A 17,782-nucleotide genomic window follows, 5' to 3' on the forward strand; every position below is an offset into this window, starting at 1 on the left:
ATATAATCCGCGGGTGACCGACGAACCGACCGTCCCGGCCGGACCCCACCCCGCGGGCCTGCTGCGCCACCCCACCTACGCACTGGGCAAGCTGCACAAGGCGATGCACACCCAACTCGGGACGCCGCTGCGCGAACACTGGGTGCTCACCTATCTCGCCGAACGCAGCGAGATCTCCCAGCAGGAGATGGCCGATGCCATGGAGATCGACCGCAGCGAAGTGGTGCGGCTGATCGACAGCCTCGAGAAGGCCGGACTGGTCACCCGCAATCGCGATCCGCACGATCGCCGGAAGTACCGTCTGGCAATCACCGCCGCCGGCAATCGGCTTCGCGAGGAGACCGACGCGAAGATCTTCGCCGCCACCGATGTACTGCTCGCGCGCCTGACGCCGACGGAAAGGGAAACGCTGCACCGGCTTTCGCTCAAGGCGCTGGGTTTCGACACCGGCGAGAGCTGACCCGCACGCGGCCGGACGGCCACAGTGCACTGGGCCGCGACCGGTCGGCACTGCGACCCCGATCGCACCTGCGGCTAGGGTTGGGTCCGTGCCTTCCCGCCCCCGGCTACCCCGTTTACCCCAGCTCAACCCGCCGCTGGATGCCCGCCGTGGCTACTCCCAGCAGGAGATCCTCGGTGAATTGCGTCGGTTGATCCTGGAGGGAAACCTGCCGCCCGGTACCGGTTTGCCGCTGGGCGAGATCGCACGGGAGTTCACCGTCAGCGCGATCCCGGTGCGCGAGTCGCTGCAGACGCTGATCGGCGAGGGCCTGGTCGAGCACCGGCCCAACTTCGGTTACCAGGTCACCATGCTGACCGCCGACGAGTTGCGCGAGCTGTACATCGTGCGCGAGCGCCTGGAGTCGGCGGCACTGGCCGCGGCCGTGCACAATGCCACCGAGGCCGATCATCAGCTGGCCCGCGAGATCCACGCCCGGCTCGAGCAGGCGGTGCTCACCGAGAACGCCGTCGCCTATCACCGCGAGACCCGCAACTTCCACCTCGCCCTGGTGCGCCCGTCGGGCATGCCGCGCGTGGTGCACATGCTCGAATACGCCTGGAACATCACCGAGCCCGTGCAGCCCATGGTGCATGTGACGACCATGGATAGGGTGGTGTTGCACGCCGACCACAGCAAGCAGTTGCAGGCCTTCCTGACAAGGGATGCCGATGGTTTGCTAGCGGCCACCGAGGGGCACCACGCCCGCTTGAACGGGGTACTCTCGCACCTGCCCACAGACCGAGGCCTGTTCGCCGAACCCGCAGGTGAAGAAGATATATAACCCCTGAGCCAGGGGCTTTCGAACATATACGGTTCAGGCAACGCCGGAGCCATTTCTGTTCGATAGCGTGGATCCATGCGGATCCGGGTCATCAATCCCAACACCACCGCCGCGATGACGGCGCTCATCGGCGACAGCGCGCGCCTGGTCGCCGCACCCGGCACGGTGGTCGACGCCGTCAATCCCGCAATGGGACCGGCCTCCATCGAAAGCCACTACGACGAGGCGCTCGCCGTGCCCGGCCTGCTGGCCGAGATCGCGCGCGGCGAGGCCGAGGGCGTGGACGGCTACGTCATCGCCTGCTTCGGCGACCCCGGACTGGACGCCGCGCGCGAGCTGGCGCGCGGCCCGGTGATCGGCATCGCCGAGGCGGCCATGCAGGCGGCCAGCCATCTGGGCCGGAAGTTCAGCGTCGTCACCACCCTCGGCCGCACCGCCGGCCGGGCCTGGGAGCTGGCGGAACGCTATGGCATGGAACGCTTCTGCGCGAACGTGCACGCCTGCGAGATCCCGGTGCTCGAACTCGAGGACCCCGAGGCGCGCAAGGTCATCGCCGACGCCTGCCGCGAGGCCGCGCTGGCCGACGATTCGGACGCCATCGTGCTCGGCTGCGCGGGGATGGCGGATCTGTGCGAATTCCTGACCGAGGAGGTCGGGGTGCCGGTGGTGGACGGCGTCGCCGCCGCCACGCTGACCGTGCAGTCGCTGGTCACCATGAAGTTGCGTAAGTCCGGCCGCGGGGAATTCGCGGCCCCACTGCCGAAGAACTACGTGGGATTGCTCGCCGATTTCGGCATCGAGGAACAGAAGGCCCAGGCGTGACGCTGCCACCGGAGACATTGACCGGGATCGAATCCCGTTTGCGGGCTGTGGATTCGGAGCTGCTGCGGCGCTATCCCGGCGATCGCCCGGGGCAGCCCGTGCACACCGCGTACGCCTCCGGCGCGGACGCCTCGATCGACCTGCCCGCCCAGTGGGGCGCGGCCGCACTGGAACTCGCGGCGACGCACAGGGAACTACTCGTCGAGCTGGCGGGCGAGGATGTCGTCGAGCGGGTCCTCCAGACCCTGAGCGAACGCCCGATCCAGGACCTGCGCTTCGATTTCGAGGACGGCTACGGCACCCGCGGCGACGAGAGCGAGGACGGCGACGCCCTGCACGCCGGCGCGGTGCTGAAAGCCCTGCCGTCCGAGGTCGCTTCGCGCGGCATCCGCATGAAGGGCCTCACCACGCTGGAGTGGGCGCGCGCCGTGCGCACCCTGGAGAAGGTGCTCGAGGGTGCGGGCGGCGTGCCGAGTGGCTTCGTGTTCACCGTGCCCAAGATCCGCCACGTCGAGCAGGCCGACCTCACCGTACGGCTGTGCGAGGCCCTCGAATCCGCACACGGGCTGACCGCCGGGTCGCTGAAGTTCGAGCTGCAGATCGAGAGCCCGCAGGCCATCATCGCCGCGGACGGCACCGCCCCCGTCGCCCAGCTGATCCAGCGCTCGGCCGGACGCTGTACCGGATTGCACTACGGCACTTACGATTACAGCGCCGCCTGCGGTATCGCCCCGAAGTTCCAGTCGCTCGAGCATCCGGTCGCCGACCATGCCAAGGCGGTCATGCAGGCCGCGGCCGCCACCACCGGGGTGTGGGTGTGCGACGGCTCCACCCAGGTGCTGCCGATCGGCACCGACGAGGAGGTCCGCGCGGCGGTGTCGCGGCACTTCCGCCTCGTCACCCGCTCGCTCGAGCGCGGCTACTACCAGGGCTGGGACATGGGCGCGGGCCACCTGGTGACCCGCTGGCTGGCCACCTTCGCGTTCTTCCGCGCGGGCCTGGGCATCGCCGCCCCGCGCATCGGCCGCTATCTGGATCGCCAGGGCGGCGCGGTGATGGACGAACCGGCCACCGCGCAGGCGCTGGCGACCGTGGTATTACGCGGATTGGAGTGCGGCGCTTTCGATCCCGCCGAGGTGACGGCCATCGCCCCCACAGCCACTGTCGAGGTTCTGCATCAATTGCGAGAAAGGAAGATTCCGGCGCTATGAGCGACGTTGAATTCACACTGCTTCCCGATCTGGCCGTGCGCACCCTGGGTGGCGCCGTGCTGTGGGCGAACGACGAGGCCTTCGCAGAGAAGGAGAATCTGATCCGGCCCGAGCAGGCCACCTACTCGCCCGCGACCTTCGGTCACAAGGGTCAGGTGTACGACGGCTGGGAGACCCGCCGCCGTCGGAGCGCCGGGGGCGACCACCCGGCCGGGGACGACTGCGACACCGCGATCGTCCGCCTGGGCGTGCCCGGCGTGATCAAGGGCGTGGTGGTGGACACCGCTTGGTTCAAGGGCAACTACCCGCCCGAGGTGTCGGTGGAAGCCATTGCGGTGGAAGGCAATTTGTCGGCCGACGAGTTGGTCGCCGCCGAGGGCTGGACCACCGTCGTCGAGCGCGCCAAGGTGTCGGGCGACTCGCAGAACCCGTTCGCGGTCGATTCCCCCAAGCGCTGGACCCACGTGCGGCTGCGCATGTTCCCCGACGGCGGCATCGCCCGCCTGCGCGTGCACGGCGTCGCCAAGCCGGACCTGGCCTGGCTGGAGTCCGGCCCGTTCGACCTGGCCGCGGTGGAGAACGGCGGCCTGGTCGCCGACTGCTCCAACCGTTTCTACTCGCACCCGCAGAACGTGCTCATGCCGGGCCGCGCCCGCAGCATGGGCGACGGCTGGGAGACCGCGCGCCGCCGCGACAAGAACACCAACGACTGGGTGCTGGTGCAGCTGGCCGCCGAGGCCGTGATCACCGCAGCCGAGATCGACACCTCCTACTTTCTGTTCAACAGCCCGGGCGCGGCCTCCCTCACCGGAATTCGCGCCGACGGCAGCGAGGTCGAGCTGATGGGCCGCACCCGCCTGCAGCCCGATACCCGCCACCGCTTCCTGATCGACGCCGGCGAGGCGGTCGTGCAGGTGCGCCTGGACGCCTTCCCGGACGGTGGCCTGGCCCGGCTGCGGCTCTACGGCACGCTGACCGACGAAGCTCGGGCGCGACTGCGCGCCGAGCTGGAAAATGAACTGGCATGAGCGATTTCGATCTGAACTACCCGCGGGACATGGTGGGCTACGGCCCCAACCCGCCGCACCCGCAGTGGCCGGGCAATGCGAACATCGCCGTCAACTTCGTCCTCAACTACGAGGAGGGCGGGGAGAACAACGTCCTCGACGGTGACGAGGCCTCGGAGACGTTCCTGTCGGATATCGTTCCAGCGGCTGCGTTCCCGAACCGGCACATGTCGATGGAGACCATCTACGAGTACGGCTCCCGCGCCGGACTCTGGCGGGTGCTGCGGCTGTTCGAAGCTCGCGGCATCCCGCTGACCGTCTTCGGTGTGGCGCGGGCGCTGGAGCGCAACCCGGAGGCCGTGGCGGCGTTCAAGCGCAACGGCTACGACATCTGCTCGCACGGCCTGCGCTGGATCTCCTACCAGATGATGGACACCGAGACCGAGCGCGCACACATGGAAGAGGCGGTCCGCATCATCACCAAGCTCTTCGGTGAGGCGCCCAAAGGCTGGTACACGGGCCGCGATTCGCCGCAGACCCGCGAACTGGTGGTGGAGCACGGCGGCTTCGTCTACGACTCCGACTCCTACGCCGACGATCTGCCCTACTGGGTGAAGGTCGGCGACAAGAAGCACCTCGTGCTGCCGTACACGCTCGAATCCAATGACATGCGCTTCTCCTCCCCCGCCGGATTCGCCAATGGCGAGGAGTTCTTCACCTACCTGAAGGACGCGTTCGACATGCTCTACGCCGAGGGCGAGGCGGGTGCGCCGAAGATGCTGTCGGTCGGCCTGCACTGCCGCATAATCGGCAAGCCGGCGCGGGCCAAGGCACTGGAGCGCTTCCTGGATCATGTGCAATCACACGAGAAGGTATGGCTGGCGCGGCGCATCGACATCGCCGAACACTGGCGCACGGTGCATCCCGCGTCCTGACGGCTGCGAGCTCCGAAAACACTGTGACCAGGTGTGTTGCGCGATCACCCCGTCACCGGAACGCCGGTGCTGCCGGGTTCGCACGCCACTCTCGACCGGGTACCCGCCCGTCACGGGTACCCGGTTCACCCTCCTCGGTGTGCGATACGGCCGGACGCGCCGGCGGCACCACGAATACGGCCCGGAACCATCAGGTTCCGGGCCGTATTCGTGTCCGCGGGGCGAAACCGTTTCAGAGAGCGCCGCTTTCGATGTCGCGCTTGACGCCCTCCTGGGTCGCCTGGTGCGCGGCCACCCCGTTGCTGACGGTGAAGTCGATGAGGGCCGCGTCGGCGATGAAGGTCAGATGCTCGTTGACGGTGGTAGTGCCGTCGCCGTTGTCGGCGAAGGTGATGACCTGGTGGGTGGTCACGTTCGGCACGTCCCAGCTGTCGCTGGTGTAGTAGTGCTCACCGGGATGCAGGATCTGCTCGGCCTGGGTGTGCCCGGGGAAGATCACCGGGCCGGTCGGAATGTCCTCGAGCGCGGTGAAATCCGTGGTGCGGGTGTCGCCGTCGTCGCAGGTGCGGTGGACGATGATGTCCTTCAGGAAGGAGTGGCGGCCGATGCCGTTGCGGACATCGGAGTAGACGTCCCACACCTTGTCGAGCGGCGCGTCGATGGTGATCGGCAGATCCACCTCGGTCACCGCGCGCCCGTCGTCCGGATTCCGCAGCTCGGCCTGATAGATCGACCAGCTGACCTGCCACTCCAGTTTGTAGCTGTTCTCCGACTCGATACAGGACGGTGTGTCGTCCGCGCGTGCCACCGCCGAGCCCGCCGCAGGCGACCCCATCGTCGCGCAGGCTATCGCCAGCGCATAACCCACCATGAACCTCACCGCGCGGACTTTACTCCCGCCGCAACCTACCGGCAGGTTTCCTGCGAAACCGCGGCTACCGCGCGCCGGGCCGGTCCCCGCGCTCCAATTCCACTGCGCGCTTCATCATTTCGCGCGCGCGGGTGCGGTCGCCGGCGTAGTCGTAGGCGCGGGCGGCGCGATAGTTGGTGCGCCAATTCTCCGGGTCCGCCTCGAATTCCCGCTTTACCTGCTCGAAAAGCGCGTCGGCGGCGTCCTTCTCGATGCGACCGGAGGGGCGGCGCGGCAGGTCGGAGACATCCAGCTCGCCGCCCTCCTCGTGCATGCGGCGGGCCAGGCGCTGGTGGGCGAAGGCGGCGCGCACACTGGTCGCCACGATCCACACGCCGAGCACCGGCAGGATGAATACGCCGATGCCCAGCCCCACCGCGGCCGGCTTGCCGGTGCCGATGAGGTCGACGCCGATCCGGCCCAGCAGCACGAAGTAGAACCCGAGCACCACCACCAGGGCGGCGATGAAACCGACCCGTTTGAAGACTTCGCGGCCATTGCCGTCCGCGACCGCGGGATGCTCGGCGGGCGTGCTCACAGGTCCAGCAGCGGGTCGATGCCCACGGTGAGACCGGGGCGCAGCGGCGTCTTGCGCACGCCCAGCAGCACGCCGGGCACGAAGGAGGTGCGGTCGAGCGAATCATGGCGGATGGTCAGCGTCTCGCCCTGGGTGCCGAACAGCACCTCCTGGTGGGCGACCAGTCCGGCCAGCCGCACCGAGTGCACCCGCACCCCGTCCACGTCCGCGCCGCGCGCGCCCTCCAGCTCCTGGCTGGTGGCGTCGGGGCTGCGGCCCACGCCCGCCTTGTCGCGGGCCGCGGCGATGAGCGCGGCGGTCCGGAACGCCGTACCCGAAGGCGCGTCCGCCTTGTTCGGGTGGTGCAGTTCGATGACCTCGACCGAATCGAAGAACCGCGCCGCCTGCTCGGCGAACCGCATGCTCAGCACCGCGCCGATGGCGAAGTTCGGCGCGATCAGCACACCGACCTCGGGCTTGGCCGCGAGCCAGTCCCTGACCTGCCCGAGCCGCTCGGCGTCGAATCCGGTGGTGCCGACCACGGCGTGAATCCCGTTCTCCACCAGCCACTTCAGATTGGGCATCACCACGTCGGGGTGGGTGAAGTCGACCACGACCTCGGTGCCGGCGGCGGTGAACGCCTCGAGCGCGTCACCCTTGTCGACCTGCGCCACCAACTCCAGATCCGCGGCCGCTTCGACCCCGGCGCAGATGGCCTGCCCGACCTTGCCGCGCGCCCCGAGCACACCTACCCGGATCCGGTTCGTGGTCACCTGGTCTCCTTCGCTATGACCGATCTGGAACCCCTCGAGCCTATCGGGTCGGAGAATCTCACCGGGACGACGGTGCTGCTCGACGCCTTTCGGCGCGGGCGACGGCGAGTTGACCGTCATGAAGGTGCGGAAATAGGGACGGTCAGTCGAAGGTGATGACCTGGCGGAGGGCGTGGCCCGCCGCCAGGTCGTCCATGGCCCGGTTGATGTCCTCGAGGCGGATGTGGGAGGAGACCAGGCGTTCGATGGGGAGATCGCCCGCACGCCACATGCGCACGAATTCGGGGATGTCACGGGAGGGGACCGCGGAGCCCAGGTAGCTGCCGACGATGGTGCGGCCCTGCGCCACCAGGCCGAGCGGGGAGATCGAGGCGCGGGCATCGGGGGCGGGCAGGCCCACGGTCACCGTGACACCGCCGGAAGCGGTTGCGGCGACGGCGGTTTCGAAGGCACGGATATTGCCCGCCGCCTCGATGACCGCCTCGGCCTGAATGTTCTCCGCGGCGATCTCCTGCGGGGTGTAGGCGGCGGTGGCGCCGAGTTCCAGGGCGATCTTCAGCTTGTCGGGGACGGTATCCACGGCGATGACCGCGCGGTCGGTGCCCGCGCTCAGGGCGGCGGCGACCAGGACCGCGGCCATGCCGACGCCGCCGAGGCCGACGACCATGATGCGGTCCTCGGGGCCGGGCTTGGCCGAATTCAGCAGTGCCCCACCGCCGGTCAGGACCGCGCAGCCGAGAACGGCGGCGACCTCGGGGGGCACGTCGTCGTCGACCGGGACCACGGAGCGGCGGTCCACGACAGCGTGTGTGGCGAAGGCCGAAACACCCAGGTGGTGATGGACTTCCACGCCGTCACGGAGCAAACGCCTACCGCCGGCGAGCAATTCGCCCGCATTGTTGGCGAGGCTGCCGGGTTCGCAGGGAGTGCGGCCGTCGGTGGCGCAGCCCGCGCAGACACCGCAGCGGGGCAGGAAGGTCATCACCACCCGCTGGCCGACCTGAAGATCGCTCTCGCCCGGACCGACCGACTCGACGCGCCCGGAGGCCTCGTGGCCCAGCAGCATGGGCACCGGGCGCACGCGATTGCCGTCCACCACAGATAGATCCGAGTGACACAGCCCGGCCGCCTCGATCTTGACCAGCAGTTCGCCGGGTCCGGGTTCACCCAGTTCCAGCTCGCTGATGGTGATCGGCTTCGAATCGGCGAAGGGCGTCTGGGCCCCGATGGTCTCCAGGACGGCACCACGAATCCTCATGGGCCCGACGCTACTCCATCGCACCTTCCCAGACAGTTCGAAATCTGATTCCATGGAGGCCGGACAGGAGCATCCATGAGCACATCGCTGACCACTGGCAATCGCGCCTTCAACCATGTCGTGACGCAGTTCTTCGGCAAGGTCGCCCGTGCCTACGACACCGCCGCCCTGCAGCAGGTCGTCTACCGCCCGCCGCAGGATCAGGTCCTGGCCGAACTCCGCGCCGCTGGATCCCGCCGCATCGCCGACATCGGCTGCGGCACCGGCATTCTCACCGCCCGCATCCAGCGCGAACTGCGCCCCGAGGTTGTCTACGGCGTGGACGCCTCGCCCGGCATGCTGGCCCAGGCCCGCGCCCGCTCCGCCGCCGTGCGCTGGCGGCAGGCCGCCGCCGAGCATCTGCCCTTCGCCCCGGGCGACCTGGACGCCGTGGTCTCCACCAGCGCGTTCCATTTCTTCGACCATCCGGTGGCGCTGCGCGAGTTCCATCGGGTGCTCGCGCCCGGCGGGCTGGTGGCCATCGCGACCATGCAGCCCTTGGGCCCGATGTCGCGGCCCATTCAGCGCCTCACCCGCAGCCCGCGCTTCCCGGCCCACGCGCCCTCGCCGAGCGAGACCCGGAACCTGTTGCGGGACGCCGGATTCGAGGTCGTCGATCAGCGCAAGATCGACCGGCCGCTGCCCTCGTGGCTGATCCCCGACCTCATCACGGTCGGACGGCGCGGGTAGCCGCGGTCACTTCCCGGGGTTGTCGCCGCCGCGGAAGCACACGGTGAGCTGGAGTTTGTTCCAGACCACCCAGACCGCGCCACGGCCGTCGCGCGGACACCCCGCCCCCGAGGTGGTGCCGGTCAGCACAGCGGTCGCCTGCACGATGTGGTCGCCCGTCGCGCCGCAGTCGACCTTGGACGGGACATCCATATCGACGGTGTCGTAGCAGAGCCCGGTCCGCCAGTCGAAGGTCAGGCACAGGTGGTAGCGGGCCTTGCCGGTCTTGTCCTTGGGCGCGGATTCGAGGGTGTACAGCGGGTCCGTGCACGGGTCCGGGCCGATCTGCAGCACCCGGTAGTTCGCGTCCACCGAGTTGCAGTCGGACGGTTCGGGCTGGCCGGCCTTCCAGGAGGGGGCGCCGGTGGCGTCCTTGGCCTGCTGGATGGGAACCTCGACGCAGTCGCCCGCTTTCAGCGCGGCCATGGGATCGGGGGCGTCGGGCTTGACGGAGGTGGTCGGCAGCCCGGCCTGCACGAGTTGCGGGGGCGCGGCGGTGGCCCGGCCGGCGACGGTGTCCCGGGGCAGCGGCGAGAGCACGGCGGTCACCGCGCCGACCACGAGAACCCAGCCGGCCATGGCCGAGCCCAGCGTCACCACGCGTGTTCCACGGCCGATCGCACGGGGCGATGTCCTGCGCGCCCGGCCCGCGACCACCGCCGCGAGGCAGAACAGCAGTACCGCTACCCCGAGCACCCAACCGCCGTGGCTCCCCACCACACAAACCCCTGTCTCAACTCAACTCGCCTGCAAGCTATCCCAACGGTGAGCTTCGGGCAAAACCGGCGAACAGCCCGCGACGGGCTCAGGAGGCGAGTTCGGGGGTGGACTCGGCGAGGACGGGCGGCCAGGGCGTCGGGGTGACGTTGGCCGGTTTGGTGGCGGGACTGGCATGCCAGTCGACGTGCACGCCGACCCACGCCCGCGGGCTGTCGAAGGTGACGGCCCGGGCGTCGAAGGCCGCGCGGTGGAAGGAGATGTCGCCGAAGAAATCGCCCCCGGCGAAGATCACCGTGCGACCGGCGAAGACGGCGTCGGCGAAGGAGACCTTGCCGTGGTATTCGGCGCGCGCGAAGGACACCTCCCGGGTGCCGCCGAGACGCCAGCGGACCTGCGCGCCCAGGCGGGCGCCGTCGAAGGAACTGGATTCGGTGTAGAAGCGGGAATCGGCGAAGGTGACACCCGCACCGGTGAATTCGGCGCCGGCGAAGCTCGCCCGCTGACCGTCGAACAGGGCGCGCTCGAAGGTGGTCAGGTCGGCGGCGAACCTGGCGTCGGCGAAGGTGGCCCGCTCCCCCGCGAAGGTGACCCGGTCGAATGCCGTTCGCGCACCGCGGAATTGGGCGCCCTCGAAGCTCACGCCACCGCCGAAGGTGGCCTCGGTGAAGGTGGCCCCGGCGTTCTCCCGGTCGGCGCGGTCCGCCTCGGTGTGCGCGAAGACGGCCCGGTCGAAGACGGCGACACCGCGGAAGATCGCCCCGCGGAAGGTGACCCGCTCCCCCAGGAACCGCGCCTGCTCGAAGGACACGATGCGGCCGCTGAGGAACATGGCGTTGGTGAAGCGGGTATTGCGGCCCGCGAACACGGTGTTCCGGAAGTCCGCGTCCTCGAACACCGCGTCAGAGAAGTCGAAATCACAGCCACACCACGGGGTTTCGGATGTGGGTCGCAGATGCTCGGCGATGACCCGCACGATGGTGTCGCGGACCTGCCGGTCGTTCTGCCGGTAGGTGTACACCCGCTCCACGGCGGTGCCGTGATCCTCGATGCGCTGCGATTTGGAGACCAGGTGACTGGCGCCCTCCTCCGGCTGATACGGCAGCCGCAGGTACCCGCACAGCACGTCCACGCACTGCTGCCGCCGCCAGCGGGCGGCGAACTCGTCGGCCACACCGGCCATGGCGTAGACACCGGCGATGCGCACCGCCACATCGGGATCCCCGAGTTGGCGGGCCGCGGCCCCGAAGACCTCGGCGAAGCGGCCGCGCTCGGCGTCCCGCTGCCGCCGGTAGGCCACCACCAGCGCGACCGCGCCGAAGACACCCGCCGTCACCGCGAGCGAAATCTTGCTCAGATCCAGCTGATTCGGCGTCTCCGACCGGGCGCCGAGCAGATGCCACAGCATCCACCAGGTGACGCCCGCGATCGCGAGCCCGCCGATCACGGCCACCAGGGCCGACACCAGCAGACCCGACCGGTGTATCGTCCGGCTCACCACCCCACCGAACCTCCACCGCCGCATAGCCGAAGAATAGCGATACCGGACGCGTCACGCATCGGATGCGGCAATTCCACCGCGACTTCGCGCACCCGAAAAAGGCGACACGCCAATCCGTTTCACCCGGAATACCGGCGTCCGCCCGGCGAGACGTGCTCACCGGGCGGACGCGGATCGAATCGATTCGCAGAGATCAGGCGGCTGCCTCCGCCGTCTCCACGATCTCCTCCTTGCGGCGCAGCCCGATGGCCGCGGCCCCCAGGCACGCCAGCGCCACCACGACCACGAACCACGGGAAGACCGTGCTGAGGCCCCAGGTGGTGGCCGCCCAGCCCGCCACCACCGTCGGCACCGCCAAGGCCGAATAGGCCAGCAGGTAGTAGGCCGACATGGTCTCGCCCCGCCGGTGTTGCGGGACAACGTTGGACAGGTGCCGCAGCGATCCGCCGAAGCCGAGCCCGAAGGTGCCGCCCAGGGCGAAACCGGCCAGCAGCACCAGTACCCAGTTGTGGGTGTCCAGCGCCGGAATCGTGAGCGCGAGCGCGATCGCCATGCCGATGTCGCCGGCGATGGCCGCGCGCCGGGCCGGAATCCCGCCCGCGATCGCCTGCGTCACCGCCCCGGCCGTCGCGGTCGAGGCCACCACCGCGCCACCGAAGACCAGATTGTGGATGCCCGTCTGCGCCGAGGCCAGCGACGGATACAGCGACAGCAGTACGCCCAGCACCGACCAGGCCGCCATCACGCCCAGCGCCGAGAACCAGAAGTCGGTGCGGATCTCCGGCGGCACAGCCGGTTTGGCGATGGTGATGCGCTGCTTCTGCCGCGCCCCGTGCGGCTCCCGCAGCCCCAGCACGCCCGCCGCGATGAGCACGCACACCAGCGTGATCACCACGTACGGCGTGCGCAGCGGGTGCGGCGCGTACTGGGCCAGCACCGCCGAGCCCAGAATCGCCACGGCCATACCGATATTGAAGGCCACCCCGGACAACTGCCCGGACCGTGCGCCCTGGTGCGGCCGAAGATCCAGCAGCGCCGCCGCGCCGGCCACCACGGTCGCGCCGACCGCGGCCCCGTGCAGTGCCCGGGCCAGCAGCAGCATGGCCACATTGTCGGCGAGCAGGAATACGACCAGGCCCGCGATCATGGTCGCGAACGCGCCCAGCAGCACGGGCTTGCGGCCCACCACATCCGAGATGCGGCCCGAGACCAGCACCGCGCCAAGCGCGGCCACGGCATAGACGGCGAAGACGAAGGTCGTGGTGAGCGGCGAGAAGTGCCAGCTCTGCTGATAGATCCCGTACAGCGGGGCGGGCGCGCCCGACACGCCCAGCGCCACACCGCTGGCCGCGAGGACGAGCGCGTACGCCCAGGCCTGGCTGCCCTGTTCGGCCCGAGTCGGAACCACCGTCACCGATGCCATCGAAGCCCCCATCAGGTAAGTTTGAATTTGATCGAACCCAACCCTACGCCGGGTTCGACGATTATCAAACTAGTTATCCGAGTGAGGTAGCTCATGTCCGACACCGAAGCGTCGCCCGCGGTGGCCCCGCTGCCCGCGGTGCTCGGCGCCCTACAGGACCCGATCCGGCTCGAGGTCGTGCGCCGCCTGGCCAATGCCGGCACCCCGCTGCGCTGCAGCCTCACCTACGACGGCATCAGCAAATCGACGGCCGCCCACCACTTCAAGATCCTGCGCGACGCCGGTGTCACCGACCGCGTCACCATCGACGGCAATATCCACCTGCGCCTACGCACCGCCGACCTGGAGACGGCCATGCCCGGCCTGCTCGCGGCGGTACTGGCCGCGGCGAATCTGGAATCCGACGACGCCCCGGCCGACTCGCGGAAGCACTTCGTCAACCGAGAGCAGTCCGCCGCTGAGTCGGCGGATGGAGACCCCGTGGCGTTCAGAGCGGATCGGGACGCCGCATCGGACCGTGACCAGCCGGATCGCAGCCGCCACTGACCGGAATGGCAGGCCTGGCCGGACTCATCCCGTCGCGACCCCATCGGTCGCCAATCGCGCACGCAGGGCCTCGTTTTCCCGGCGCAGGTCCTCGATCTCCGCGGTGAGGCGCTGCCGTTCGGCGGCGGCGTCACGGCGAACCAGGGCGAGAGCCTCGTCGAGGCGCTCCTTGGTGAAGCGGGGGCGGATGTATTTGACGCAGTTCCAGTTGGAGGCTTCCACCGTGATGACGATCGCGCGCTCGGCGATCTTCTGGATCGCGCCGTTGTAGGCTCCGGCCACCCGGTCGACCAGGTCCGGGTCCTCGGTGCGCTCGACCATGCGGGCGCGGCCGTAGACCTTCAGGCGCTCGCGCACCGGATAGTCGATGAAGAAGAGGGCGACGCGATCGTTCCCGGTGAGGTTGCCCACGGTGACGTACTGGCCATTGCCGGACAGGTCGGCGAAGGCGAGGGTGTGCTCGTCGAGGACCTGCACGAAACCCTTGGGGCCGCCGCGATGCTGGATGTAGGGCCAGCCGTCCGGGGTGGCGGTGCCGAGGAAGAAGGAGTCGGCCGCGCGGATGAAACCCATCTCGCGCGGTTCGAGCGGCTGCGGCTCGTCGCGCCCGTGCTCGAGCTGAGCGCCGTAGTCCCGATAGCTCCCCGCGATCTTCTGACGTTCCCGTGCCGCCGCCGAGAAGGCGATCCGGGCGTACCGATTCGACATGGCGCGTCCTTCCGCTGTCCCGGAATCGAACCTATCAGTACGTTCGAGCTGGTCCGAGGCCCGTGGGGTGTGGCGCTCGTCGCCCTCGATCAGGATCGGGTGAGCGGCAGGGACTTCCACCAGTCGACCACGCCGCTGGGCGTGGCCGGATTGCCGCGGGTGTACAGCAGGAACCGCTCCCGCGCGGGATCGTCGAAGAAGGTGGTGGCGAAGGCGGTGGAGGGGACGTCGGGAACGGAGTCGAAGCGCAGATTGGTGTATTGCTTTGCGCCGCAGTACTCCTTGAACGACAGATTCTCGTAAGTGCTGCCGGCCGGGTGGATCCGGTTCGCCACCGAGCGGGCCGCCGCGCCCGAACCGTAGGCGAACACGACGTACTCGCGCACATCATGATCGGCCGAGTACTGGCAGTCCCAGGCCGCCTTCCAGCCCTCGAAGGCCCATGGCGGCAGGAAGTCCTTGGTTTCGTGATCCACCACCCGGCAACTCGCGGCCGCGAACCCCCCGCCCAGTTCCGGCTTCTGGGGAACCAGCCCCGGGAAATGCCTACTGATCTCGCTGATCTCGGCGGCCGGCTGATTCGGCTTCTCCGAGTTACCCGACGGCGTGACGATGAACACCGCCAGCCCCAGCGCGGCCGCCAGGCAGGTGCCGAGCAGCACCACCATCCGCACGCCGATCAGCCATCGGCGCGCCGGCCGCGTCGAATTCTTCCCCGCCGTAGGCGAATTCACCTGCCCGTCGGTGCGCGGTCCGAACAGCTCCGGGGCGTCGGTCAGCCTTCCCGAGCGCAGGGCCGCCGAGGGCTGCGCTGCCCGGCGCTGCGCCGCGGTATCCGTCTTCGGGATCCGTCGCGCCCCGGTATCCAACTGCGGTACCCGCCGTGGTCCGGTCTCCGCCGGAGGAATCCGCCGTGGCCCGGTATCCGACTGCGGGATCCGCCGCTGCGCACCGGTATTCGACTGCGCCGCACGCCGCTGGCTCGGCACGGGCACCGGCGCCGAGCGCGGGCCCGCGCCCTGACCACCCCGGCGGGCGGCCGGTGAATTAGGCGGTCGTGCAGGCGTTTCCGGCCCGGGTTCCGGCCGCACGCCCGGCATACCCGCCGCCAGCGCCGCCTGGGCCGCCGCCGCGAACTCCGAACACGACGGGTAACGCTCGTCCGGATCCTTCGCCAGCGCCCGCGCCAGCACCGGATCCAGTGTCCCGGGCAGGCCGGGCCGCCGCGTCGCGATCCGGGGCGGACTGTCGTAGAGATGCGATTTGACGATCGCGCCGAGATCGGCGGCGAGGAACAGCGGCGCCCCCGTCAGCAGCCGGAACAGTGTGCAGGCCAGCGAATATTGGTCCGAGCGGTGGTCCACCGGCTGATTCTGGAGTTGCTCGGGCGCCGCGTAGGCCAGCGTCGCCATCACCGAGCCGGACCCGGTGAGGCGCCCGGTGTCCTCCTGCAGCCGGGCGATGCCGAAGTCGGTGAGCAGCACGCCCGCCTGCTGTTCCCTGGTCTCGCGGGCCAGCAGGATATTGGCGGGCTTCACATCTCGATGCAGCACGCCCACCCGGTGCGCGTAGTCGAGGGCGTCCGCGGTGGCGGCGACGATCTCCACCGCCTGCTGGGGCGACATGTCGGTCACCACCTCGGCCTCGATGCCGTCGACGTACTGCATGGCAATCCACAGTCGCCCGTGCTCCATGCCGCGGTCGTAGACCGTGACCACGCCCGGGTGATTGAGCCGCGCGGCGAGATCGGCTTCCCGCTCGAAGCGGGCGTGAGTCTCGTTGTCGCCGTGGTACTCCGAATTCAGCACCTTCAGCGCGATCCACCGGGGCAGCCGCGGATGCCGGGCCAGGTACACCGCGCCCATCCCGCCGCGGCCCAGCTCACGTTCGATCACGTACCCGGCGAAGTTCTCACCTGGAGAAAGCACAACCCCTCCCATTCCGGCGAGGTGATCATAGCCACAAACGGGCACACCTCACCGGTCCGGCGGGACTACTGCCGAGTAGGGATTTCAGTCCACAAGGTGTCGGACGGCGGCGGGCAGGTCGCGGGTCCGCCGGTAGGGTCCGGCCACCGCGACACCGAAGGGGCGGGCGAGCAGAGCGGCCGCGATGCGCGAGACCTCGCCGGTGGTGACTTCGTCTATGCGAGCGAGGGTTTCGGACACGCTGCGGTGATTGCCGTAGCTCAGCTCCGAGCGGCCGATGCGGTTCATGCGCGAGCCGGAATCCTCCAGCCCGAGCACCAGACCACCCCGCAGCGAACCCTTGGCGCGGGCGCATTCGGCGTCGGTGATGCCGTCGGCCGCCACCTCCTCGAGCACGCCGCGCGCCAAACTCGCCACCCGGCCCAGGTTTTCGGGCTGACAGCCGATGTAGACCGAGAACGCGCCGGTGTCGGCGAAGGTATCGACGCTGGAGTACACCGAGTACGCCAGGCCGCGCTCCTCCCGGATGCGCTGGAACAGACGGGAACTCAGCCCGCCGCCCAGCACGGTGTTGAGCACCGACAGCGGCCAGCGCTTCTCGCCCTCGTGCCGGCCGAAGGCGCGGGTGCCGAACACCAGGTGCGCCTGCTCGCTGTCGCGGTTGATGCGCAGCAGCTCCGGATTGCTGCGCGGACGGAACCGGCCCTCGCGCCGCGGCGCGGGCGCCAGCCCGGACTCGAGCCGATTCTCGAATGCGCGGTACGCCAGTTCGACGACGTGCTCATGCTCGATATTGCCGGCCACCGCCACCACCATGCGGTCGGGCCGGTAGCGGCGCAGATGGAACGAGCGCAGTTGCTGGGCCTGCATGGCCTCGACGCTCTCGACACTGCCGATCACCGGGCGGCCGATCGGATGATCACCGAACAGCGCGCTCAGGAAGGAGTCGCCGACGATGTCCTCGGGATCGTCGTCGCGCATGGAGATCTCCTCCAGCACCACCTGCCGTTCCACCGACACGTCCTCGGCCCGGCACAGCCCGTTCATCACCACGTCGGTGACCAGGTCCACCGCCAGCGGCAGATCCTCGTCCAGCACGTGCGCGTAGTAGCAGGTCTGCTCCTTGGCCGTGAAGGCGTTGAGCTCACCGCCGACCGCGTCCATGGCCTGCGCGATGTCCAGCGCCGACCGCGAGGGCGTGGCCTTGAACAGCAGATGCTCGAGGAAGTGCGCGGCGCCGGCCACCGTGGGGCCCTCGTCGCGCGAACCGACCCCGACCCACACGCCGATCGACGCCGAGCGCACGCCCGGCACGTGCTCGGTCACCACCCGTAGGCCGCCGGGCAGCACGGTGCGGCGCACCCCGACATCCGTTGCCGGATCCGCGTTCAGGGCGATCGACAGTGAAGAACCCCCCTGCTCCAGATTGCGGAGCAAGGGGGCGTTGTCTGTCGCGGCGCGCGTGGAGCCCTTGG

At 69.5% G+C, this 17,782-nt stretch carries 18 protein-coding genes; 8 read left to right on the forward strand and 10 right to left on the reverse strand.

The window, feature by feature from the left end; translation table 11 throughout:
- Positions 1-13: 13 nt before the first annotated feature.
- The 6 genes from ON33_RS15720 to puuE all read left to right on the forward strand — a co-directional run bounded on the left by ON33_RS15720 (position 14) and on the right by puuE (position 5,258).
- Positions 14-460 (forward strand): MarR family winged helix-turn-helix transcriptional regulator, encoded by a 447-nt coding sequence (locus tag ON33_RS15720; RefSeq protein ID WP_063711000.1) that lies wholly within the window; start codon positions 14-16, stop codon positions 458-460.
- Between the two features lie 88 nt (positions 461-548).
- A complete protein-coding gene (locus tag ON33_RS15725) occupies positions 549-1,283 on the forward strand; it encodes a GntR family transcriptional regulator (protein WP_040859549.1) in 735 nt (244 codons plus the stop codon).
- Between the two features lie 75 nt (positions 1,284-1,358).
- Entirely contained in the window at positions 1,359-2,105 is a 747-nt protein-coding gene (locus ON33_RS15730; RefSeq protein ID WP_040859551.1) for an aspartate/glutamate racemase family protein, read from the forward strand.
- Positions 2,102-3,316, forward strand: coding sequence for a DUF6986 family protein (locus ON33_RS15735; protein WP_040859553.1), 1,215 nt, complete (start codon positions 2,102-2,104; stop codon positions 3,314-3,316). The genes ON33_RS15730 and ON33_RS15735 overlap by 4 nt, the downstream gene beginning before the upstream one ends.
- Positions 3,313-4,344 (forward strand): allantoicase, encoded by a 1,032-nt coding sequence (gene alc, locus ON33_RS15740; protein ID WP_040859555.1) that lies wholly within the window; start codon positions 3,313-3,315, stop codon positions 4,342-4,344. Before ON33_RS15735 ends, alc begins: the two co-directional genes overlap by 4 nt.
- A complete protein-coding gene (gene puuE, locus ON33_RS15745; RefSeq protein WP_174391535.1) occupies positions 4,341-5,258 on the forward strand; it encodes an allantoinase PuuE in 918 nt (305 codons plus the stop codon). The genes alc and puuE overlap by 4 nt, the downstream gene beginning before the upstream one ends.
- A 232-nt stretch (positions 5,259-5,490) precedes the next feature.
- Here the strand turns inward: puuE and ON33_RS15750 are convergent, their stop codons facing one another.
- The 4 genes from ON33_RS15750 to ON33_RS15765 all read right to left on the reverse strand — a co-directional run bounded on the left by ON33_RS15750 (position 5,491) and on the right by ON33_RS15765 (position 8,716).
- Entirely contained in the window at positions 5,491-6,138 is a 648-nt protein-coding gene (locus tag ON33_RS15750; RefSeq protein ID WP_157184553.1) for an SRPBCC family protein, read from the reverse strand.
- A 55-nt stretch (positions 6,139-6,193) separates the two neighbouring features.
- The gene (locus ON33_RS15755; protein ID WP_040859893.1) at positions 6,194-6,634 is read right to left on the reverse strand and encodes a hypothetical protein; all 441 of its coding nucleotides are present in this window, start codon (positions 6,632-6,634) and stop codon (positions 6,194-6,196) included.
- A 68-nt stretch (positions 6,635-6,702) separates the two neighbouring features.
- Complete coding sequence (dapB, locus tag ON33_RS15760; protein ID WP_040859894.1) at positions 6,703-7,443, reverse strand: 4-hydroxy-tetrahydrodipicolinate reductase; 741 nt, start codon at positions 7,441-7,443, stop codon at positions 6,703-6,705.
- 157 nt (positions 7,444-7,600) lie between these two features.
- Positions 7,601-8,716, reverse strand: coding sequence for an alcohol dehydrogenase catalytic domain-containing protein (locus ON33_RS15765; RefSeq protein WP_040859557.1), 1,116 nt, complete (start codon positions 8,714-8,716; stop codon positions 7,601-7,603).
- Between the two features lie 75 nt (positions 8,717-8,791).
- Here ON33_RS15765 and ON33_RS15770 point away from each other — a divergent pair, with 75 nt between their 5' ends.
- The gene (locus ON33_RS15770) at positions 8,792-9,445 is read left to right on the forward strand and encodes a class I SAM-dependent methyltransferase (RefSeq protein ID WP_040859559.1); all 654 of its coding nucleotides are present in this window, start codon (positions 8,792-8,794) and stop codon (positions 9,443-9,445) included.
- A gap of 6 nt (positions 9,446-9,451) precedes the next feature.
- Here ON33_RS15770 and ON33_RS15775 read toward each other — a convergent pair whose 3' ends face one another.
- The 3 genes from ON33_RS15775 to ON33_RS15785 all read right to left on the reverse strand — a co-directional run bounded on the left by ON33_RS15775 (position 9,452) and on the right by ON33_RS15785 (position 13,137).
- Entirely contained in the window at positions 9,452-10,201 is a 750-nt protein-coding gene (locus ON33_RS15775; protein ID WP_157184554.1) for an LppU/SCO3897 family protein, read from the reverse strand.
- An 88-nt stretch (positions 10,202-10,289) separates the two neighbouring features.
- Positions 10,290-11,699: a pentapeptide repeat-containing protein gene (locus ON33_RS15780; protein ID WP_085996771.1), complete on the reverse strand. Its 1,410-nt coding sequence runs from the start codon at positions 11,697-11,699 to the stop codon at positions 10,290-10,292.
- 196 nt (positions 11,700-11,895) lie between these two features.
- Positions 11,896-13,137 carry an MFS transporter gene (locus ON33_RS15785; RefSeq protein WP_245550547.1) on the reverse strand — a complete coding sequence of 414 codons (1,242 nt, stop codon included), beginning with the start codon at positions 13,135-13,137 and terminating at the stop codon, positions 11,896-11,898.
- Positions 13,138-13,218: 81 nt separating this feature from the next.
- On the opposite strand from ON33_RS15785, the gene ON33_RS15790 reads away from it, so the two are divergent.
- A complete protein-coding gene (locus ON33_RS15790) occupies positions 13,219-13,671 on the forward strand; it encodes an ArsR/SmtB family transcription factor (RefSeq protein WP_063711002.1) in 453 nt (150 codons plus the stop codon).
- A gap of 24 nt (positions 13,672-13,695) precedes the next feature.
- On the opposite strand, the gene ON33_RS15795 is transcribed toward ON33_RS15790, so the two are convergent.
- From ON33_RS15795 to ON33_RS15805, 3 genes are all read right to left on the reverse strand, one after another.
- On the reverse strand, positions 13,696-14,379 hold the full coding sequence (locus ON33_RS15795) for a pyridoxamine 5'-phosphate oxidase family protein (RefSeq protein ID WP_040859564.1): 684 nt from the start codon (positions 14,377-14,379) through the stop codon (positions 13,696-13,698).
- 89 nt (positions 14,380-14,468) lie between these two features.
- Complete coding sequence (locus ON33_RS42765) at positions 14,469-16,307, reverse strand: serine/threonine-protein kinase (protein WP_040859566.1); 1,839 nt, start codon at positions 16,305-16,307, stop codon at positions 14,469-14,471.
- Positions 16,308-16,391: 84 nt separating this feature from the next.
- Entirely contained in the window at positions 16,392-17,732 is a 1,341-nt protein-coding gene (locus tag ON33_RS15805) for a M16 family metallopeptidase (RefSeq protein WP_051152358.1), read from the reverse strand.
- Positions 17,733-17,782 lie beyond the last annotated feature (50 nt).

It is taken from the genome of Nocardia niigatensis NBRC 100131 (assembly GCF_000308655.1).
Taxonomy (GTDB): Bacteria; Actinomycetota; Actinomycetes; order Mycobacteriales; family Mycobacteriaceae; genus Nocardia; species Nocardia niigatensis.

Coding starts and splice junctions, on each gene's coding strand:
- ON33_RS15730 (WP_040859551.1), top strand. CDS start 1,359: ATGCGGATCCGGGTCATCAATCCCAACACCACCGCCGCGATGACGGCG.
- alc (WP_040859555.1), top strand. CDS start 3,313: ATGAGCGACGTTGAATTCACACTGCTTCCCGATCTGGCCGTGCGCACC.
- puuE (WP_174391535.1), top strand. CDS start 4,341: ATGAGCGATTTCGATCTGAACTACCCGCGGGACATGGTGGGCTACGGC.
- ON33_RS15765 (WP_040859557.1), bottom strand. CDS start 8,716: ATGAGGATTCGTGGTGCCGTCCTGGAGACCATCGGGGCCCAGACGCCC.
- ON33_RS15770 (WP_040859559.1), top strand. CDS start 8,792: ATGAGCACATCGCTGACCACTGGCAATCGCGCCTTCAACCATGTCGTG.
- ON33_RS15785 (WP_245550547.1), bottom strand. CDS start 13,137: ATGGGGGCTTCGATGGCATCGGTGACGGTGGTTCCGACTCGGGCCGAA.
- ON33_RS15790 (WP_063711002.1), top strand. CDS start 13,219: ATGTCCGACACCGAAGCGTCGCCCGCGGTGGCCCCGCTGCCCGCGGTG.
- ON33_RS15795 (WP_040859564.1), bottom strand. CDS start 14,379: ATGTCGAATCGGTACGCCCGGATCGCCTTCTCGGCGGCGGCACGGGAA.